This window comes from uncultured Gordonia sp. (assembly GCF_937858515.1).
Taxonomy (GTDB): domain Bacteria; phylum Actinomycetota; class Actinomycetes; order Mycobacteriales; family Mycobacteriaceae; genus Gordonia.
The window spans coordinates 1-5,732 of the sequence record NZ_CALLZT010000152.1; the positions used below are offsets into that span (position 1 = coordinate 1).

At 66.7% G+C, this 5,732-nt stretch carries 7 protein-coding genes and 1 pseudogene; 3 read left to right on the top strand and 5 right to left on the bottom strand.

Annotation, left to right across the window (positions count from 1 at the left end; all coding sequences use genetic code 11):
• Positions 1 to 365, bottom strand: a pseudogene (locus Q0627_RS14855) (4-hydroxy-3-methylbut-2-enyl diphosphate reductase); the annotation flags it as partial.
• A 52-nt stretch (positions 366 to 417) separates the two neighbouring features.
• On the opposite strand from Q0627_RS14855, the gene Q0627_RS14860 reads away from it, so the two are divergent.
• Genes Q0627_RS14860 through Q0627_RS14870 form a run of 3 tightly spaced genes read left to right on the top strand, consistent with a single transcriptional unit; the run spans position 418 to position 2,722 of the window.
• On the top strand, positions 418 to 1,233 hold the full coding sequence (locus Q0627_RS14860) for a lipid droplet-associated protein (RefSeq protein ID WP_291015239.1): 816 nt from the start codon (positions 418 to 420) through the stop codon (positions 1,231 to 1,233).
• The gene (gene xseA, locus Q0627_RS14865) at positions 1,230 to 2,510 is read left to right on the top strand and encodes an exodeoxyribonuclease VII large subunit (protein WP_291015241.1); all 1,281 of its coding nucleotides are present in this window, start codon (positions 1,230 to 1,232) and stop codon (positions 2,508 to 2,510) included. Before Q0627_RS14860 ends, xseA begins: the two co-directional genes overlap by 4 nt.
• Entirely contained in the window at positions 2,507 to 2,722 is a 216-nt protein-coding gene (locus Q0627_RS14870) for an exodeoxyribonuclease VII small subunit (protein ID WP_291015243.1), read from the top strand. The genes xseA and Q0627_RS14870 overlap by 4 nt, the downstream gene beginning before the upstream one ends.
• 4 nt (positions 2,723 to 2,726) lie before the next feature.
• Here the strand turns inward: Q0627_RS14870 and Q0627_RS14875 are convergent, their stop codons facing one another.
• The 4 genes from Q0627_RS14875 to Q0627_RS14890 form a co-directional block, all read right to left on the bottom strand.
• Positions 2,727 to 3,299, bottom strand: coding sequence for a DUF4245 domain-containing protein (locus Q0627_RS14875; protein WP_298811050.1), 573 nt, complete (start codon positions 3,297 to 3,299; stop codon positions 2,727 to 2,729).
• 36 nt (positions 3,300 to 3,335) lie between these two features.
• Positions 3,336 to 4,196: a carbohydrate ABC transporter permease gene (locus Q0627_RS14880; RefSeq protein ID WP_291012537.1), complete on the bottom strand. Its 861-nt coding sequence runs from the start codon at positions 4,194 to 4,196 to the stop codon at positions 3,336 to 3,338.
• A gap of 20 nt (positions 4,197 to 4,216) precedes the next feature.
• Positions 4,217 to 5,179, bottom strand: a complete 963-nt coding sequence (locus tag Q0627_RS14885) for a sugar ABC transporter permease (RefSeq protein ID WP_291012493.1) — start codon at positions 5,177 to 5,179, stop codon at positions 4,217 to 4,219.
• A gap of 43 nt (positions 5,180 to 5,222) precedes the next feature.
• Positions 5,223 to 5,732, bottom strand: a 510-nt coding sequence (locus Q0627_RS14890) for an extracellular solute-binding protein (protein WP_298811052.1), incomplete at its 5' end; no start/stop codon positions are given.

Sequence of the window (5,732 nt, forward strand, 5' to 3'; positions counted from 1 at the left end):
AGCAGGATGTCGTAGTCGTCGCGGGCGAAGCGTTTGGCCTCCTGGTGCACCTTGGTGACCAGCGGACACGTGGCATCGATGGTCTTGAGGTTGCGTTCGGCGGCCGTCTTGTGGACCTCCGGCGACACCCCGTGCGCGGAGAACACCACGATCGCGCCCTCGGGCACGTCGTCGGTCTCACCCACGAACACCGCACCCCGTTCGGTCAGCGTCTCGACGACGTGCCGGTTGTGCACGATCTCCTTGCGTACATAGACCGGTGCGCCGTACTTGTCGAGGGCACGTTCCACTGTTTCGACCGCACGGTCGACACCCGCGCAGTACCCTCGCGGTTCGGCCAGCAGGACACGTTTGGAATCAGCCACGACATCAAGGGTACGTGTTGGACGCCCCGCGTATGAATGGCAGAGTTGTGACATGGTCCGCGCACCCTATACCGTCCGCATCGCCGCAGGTCTGATCGTGACCGCGCTCGAGGAGACGCAAAAGCTACCCACCTTGGTCGTCACCCTGCCGATGACTGCGCTCAGTGAGGCGCTGCAATTCGGTATGCGTCTGCAGCAGGGCGTGGCAGGTCTCGCCATCAAGGGCGACCTGGCACTCGAGCTGATGTTCGACAGGCCGAGCGAAGAACCCTCGTGGGCACGGTTCGACGACGACGAACCCGAGCTGTCTCTGGTCCCGACCGAACAGCCGGGCGCCGATGCCCTCGACGACCAGCCCGAACCTCCCGTCGCCGACCTCGAAGCCGATCCCGAAGCGGTCGATCCCGAAGCCGCAGAGCCGGAAGCCGAGAAGCCGGCAGTCGAGGCCACCGGGCCGGAGGCAGGCAGTGCCGAGGCAGAACTTGCCGAGCCGGAAAACCAGGTCACGGAGCCGGAGGCGGCCATTGCCGAACCTGAGCCGGTGTCCGATGACGAACCGGTCACTCTCGACTCGGCACCTCCCGCCGGCCGGTTCGCCCTGTACAGCTCGGCACCCGAGACCGTCGTGAAGGCCGCCACGGCCGGCACCGACGCCCCCGCGATCGACGGTCCCGTACCCGAGGTCGTCGAGTACATCGAGTACGACCGCCTGACACTCGCCCAGTTGCGGGCAAAGCTGCGTACCGTCGACGCCGATGATCTGTCGGCACTGCTGGACTATGAGCGGGCCACCAAGGCGCGGGTGCCGTTCATCACGATGATCGAGAATCGGGTCACGGCGCAGCAGAAGCGGCATTCGACGACGTGACCGGCGGGGTTTACACCTCCGCGGGCGGCGACGAGCGCACCGCCAACACACCGGACAATCCGTGGCCGGTCCGGACGGTCAACACCAAGATCGCCGACTGGGTGCACAAGCTGGGGCAGATCTGGGTCGAGGGCCAGATCACCCAGATCAGCCGGCGACCCCGCAGCCGGGTCGCGTTCATCACGCTGCGTGATCCGGCCGCTGACATGTCCGTGCAGGTCACGTGCAATCCGGACCTGCTTGACCGGGCGCCGGTGCCGCTGACCGAGGGCAGTCGCGTAGTGATGCTGGGGCGTCCCACGTTCTACACCGGCCGGGCCACGCTGTCGTTGCGGGTCTCCGACATCCGGCCCGTCGGGATCGGCGAACTGCTCGCCCGCATCGAAAGGCTGCGGCAGCTGCTCGCCGCCGAGGGATTGTTCGATCCGCGACTCAAGCAACCACTGCCGTTCCTGCCGAAGGCGGTCGGCCTGATCTCGGGCCGGGCCAGTGCCGCGCAGCGCGACGTGGTGGCCGTGGCCACCGCCCGCTGGCCGTCGGTGCGCTTCGAGATCCGCGACGCCACCGTGCAGGGTCCGGCGGCGGTACCGAGCATCCTGCCGCTGCTGGCCGACCTCGACGCCGCCGAGCACGTCGAGGTCATCGTCATCGCCCGCGGCGGCGGCAGCGTCGAGGACCTGCTGCCGTTCTCCGACGAGACGCTGCTGCGGGCGGTGTCCGCGTGCCGCACGCCGGTGATCAGCGCGATCGGCCACGAACCCGACAGCCCGCTCCTCGACCATGTGGCCGATGTGCGTGCTGCCACCCCTACCGACGCCGCCAAACGCGCCGTACCCGACGTGCAGGCCGAGCTGACCGCGATCGCCGATCTACGCAGACGCAGCGCCCACGCCCTGCGCAACTGGGTGCACCGGGAGGCGCACGGGCTGGCGGGGCTGCGCGCCCGGCCCGTCCTCGCCAGACCACTGACCATGATCGATGCCCGCGCCGACGACATCACCCGGATGCGCTCAACCCTGCGCCGCGACATCAGCCGCGCCGTCGACGGCGAACAGCGCCGCGTCGAACATCTGGCCGCACGACTGAGCACCTTGGGCCCCGCACAGACCCTGGCCCGCGGCTATGCGGTGGTACAGCGGCTCGACGCCGACGACCCGCACGCGGTGTCGTCGGTGGCCGATCTGCCCGAAGGCGCACGAATCCGGATACGGGTCGCCGACGGTGCGGCCCCAGCAGTCATCGAAGCGGCGACTGTTCACACCGAGGGAGAGAAGTGACCAAGGACCAGCGCACCCCAGTGGCCGAACTCGGCTACGAAGCGGCCCGCGACGAACTCGTCGAGGTGGTCACGCTGCTCGAACGCGGCGGACTCGGCCTCGACGCCTCGCTGGCCCTCTGGGAACGAGGTGAAGCACTGGCCGCCCGCTGCCAGGAGCACCTCGCCGGCGCCCGGCAGCGCATCGAAAAGGCTTTGGGACCGGACGAATAGGCCGTCAGGCGACAGACTTGGGCAGCGGGTCCTGCGCCATGACGGCTTTCGCGATCTGCTCGATATCGGCTTCCGATCCCTTCGAGCGGACGCCGATGCGGACGTCGCCGAGGTCGGCGATCCAGAATCTGTTCTTGTTCTCGCCGTCGTACACCACCCACGAGTGGCCACCGGCCTCGCGCTTCCCTGCGCCCATCGCGTCGTAACCGCCGAGGGTGGCGACCAGCTCTTCCTCGGGGGCGTCGGTCTGTGTGAGCTGCACGTATGAGCCCTTCTTGGTGACCCAGCCGACGTTGCTCGACACCTGGCCGCCGACGGTCTGCGTCGATCCCGAGTTCGGCTTCCAGCCGTCTGGGGTCGCCGGGCGTCGGATCGGGAACGGCATCGACCGGGCGTCGGCGGCCAGCGCCGCGGACACGTCGAATGCGGGGACCTTGTCGTCGCCGGAACCGGCCTTGAAACCGAACGTCCAATTGCCCGACGCGAACAGTACGAAGACGCACAACGCCAGCAACGCGAGGACGGTCCAGATCATGTCCCGCCCGTCCTGCAGGATCCGTGGTTTACCGGTGGCCATCCCACCAACATAAACCGGGCGGCATCACGGGCGAAATCACGACTTCACGCCGCCCGCGGTCAGACCGGAGACGATCCGGCGCTGGAACACCAACACCATGATCACCAGCGGCACCGTGACGATGGTGCCCGCGGCCATGATCGCGGTGTACGGCTGGGTGAACGAGTTCTCCCCCGAGAAGCGTGCGATGGCGACCGTGACCGGTTCGGTATCCCGCGTCGAGAGCTGGCTGGCAAGCATGAACTCGTTCCAGGTGGCGATGAACGCGAGGATCGCGGTGGTGAACAGGGCGGGTGCGGCCAACGGCAGCACGATCAGCCGGAACGCCTGTGCCCGCGTCGCACCGTCGATACGGGCGGCCTCCTCCAGCTCCCACGGCATATCGTTCATGAACGAGGTGAGCGTATAGACGGTGAGCGGCAGCACGAAGGAGATGTTCGGGATGATCAGCGCCTGATAGCTGCCGATCCAGTGCAGGTCGCCGAACAGCTGGAACATCGGCGTGATCAGGGCCACGCCCGGGAACATCGACGCCGCCAGGATGATGCCGCTGACGACATACTTGCCGCGGAACTGGATCCGGGCCAGCGCGTAGGACGCGAAGATGCCCAGTGTCAGCGCGACCCCGGTGGTGACGGCGCCTATGAGCAGACTGTTGACGATGGCGCCGAGGAAGTCGTTGCCCTTGGCCGTCGACAACGCGTCCCGGAAGTTCTGGAAGGTGACATGCGTGGGCCACCACGTGGTGTCGAAGGTGTGCTTGACGTCGCGGAAGGAGGTGATGACCATCCAGTAGAACGGCGCCAGGCCCCACACCAGGATCAGTGCCACGCCGCCGTAGGTGCGCAGTGACTGGAAAGTCTTGCGCCGGTTACGTGTTCGCACATTCGATGCCATGCGGACCGATGTCGCGGAGGTCATCGGACTCCCTTCCGCTGATCTTCCTGAGTGCGGACCACGTTGGCGCCCAAGAACTTCACCATGATGAACGCGACAGCGAAGATCATCAGGAACACCAGTGTCGACAGCGCCGAGGCACTGTTGAAGTTGCCGTGCCGCATGTCGGCGACCACCAGGATCGACACGGTGGTGGTGGGCGTGGCGCCGCTGGTGCCCGACAGAATGGCCGGTAGATCGTACATCCGGAGCACGTCGAGCGTACGGAACAGCACCGCCACCATCAGCGCCGGTTTCACCAGCGGCAGCGTGATGTGGACGAACTGCTTCCACCTCGACGCCCCGTCGACCCGGGCGGCCTCGTACACGTCCGACGGAATCAGTTGCAGCCCCGCCAGAATCAGCAGGGCCATGAACGGCGTCGTCTTCCACACGTCGGCGAGGATCACCGCGAACCGCGATGCCCACGGGTCGGTGGTCCAGGCGATGTCGGTGCCGAGCATCTTATTGGCGATGCCGTTCTCGGCGAAGATGAAGAACCAGAGCTTGGCGGTGACCGCGGTCGGGATGGCCCAGGGGATGAGCACGCTGGCCCGCAACAGCGATCGGCCCGCGAAAGTGCGGTTCATCACCGTGGCCATCCACAGCCCGAGAACCACCTCGATGGCGACGGTGACGACGGCGAAGAAGAAGGTGATCGCCACCGCCTGCCAGAAGTCGCTGCCGAGGTTGCCGTCGGGGCAGCTGCCGGCGCCGGTACCGCAGTCGCCGGTCAGCCACAGCATGTAGTGCTTGAACCCGGCGAAGCCACCGGACTCGAAACGTCCGGTGGCTTCGTTGATCCCGCGGTCGGCCTGGAACGACAGGTAGACCGCACGCAGGACCGGGTAGGCGATGACTACCGCCAGCACCACCATCGTGGGTGCCAGCAGCCAGAACGCCCGGAGATCCCGGCCCTGTGTGCGTTGTTTGAGCGACTCCATCACGTCCGGTTGTGCCGCACGCGACGGAGGGAGAGCTCCTGCGTCACTTGGTCGCGACCTTGATCGCCTCGTCGATGTCGGCAGCGGCCTGGTCGACGGTCTTCGATCCGTTCAGCGCGGCGTAGACATTGTCCTGAATCGCCTTGCTGACGCCCGCGTAGTACGGGGTGACCGGACGCGGCTTGGCGTTCTCCAGCGCGTCCTTGAGCGCGGGCAGGTACGGGAACTCCTTGACCAGCGACTTGTCGTCGTAAATCGAGGCCAGCACCGGCGGGAACGATGCCTCGGCGAACGACTTCTGGTTCTCCGCACTCTGGATGTAGGCGATGAAGTCGTGCGCAGTGGCCTTGGCCTTCGAGTGCACGTTGATGCCGTCGTTGTAGCCGCCGAGCGTCGAGGCGCCCGCGCCGTCTGGACCGACGATGGCCGCGACACCGAACTTGCCCTTCACCTTCGACTCCGCGTCGCCGGCATTGGTGTACATGTAGGGCCAGTTGTAGGCGTAGGCCGACTCGCCGCCGACGAAGGACAGGTTGGTCTCCTCCTCGGTGAA

What these genes read in the sequence shown, in the direction of transcription:
- Q0627_RS14860 (WP_291015239.1), top strand. Translation starts at nt 418, where the DNA reads ATGGTCCGCGCACCCTATACCGTCCGCATCGCCGCAGGTCTGATCGTG.
- Q0627_RS14875 (WP_298811050.1), bottom strand. Translation starts at nt 3,299, where the DNA reads ATGGCCACCGGTAAACCACGGATCCTGCAGGACGGGCGGGACATGATC.
- Q0627_RS14880 (WP_291012537.1), bottom strand. Translation starts at nt 4,196, where the DNA reads ATGGCATCGAATGTGCGAACACGTAACCGGCGCAAGACTTTCCAGTCA.
- Q0627_RS14885 (WP_291012493.1), bottom strand. Translation starts at nt 5,179, where the DNA reads ATGGAGTCGCTCAAACAACGCACACAGGGCCGGGATCTCCGGGCGTTC.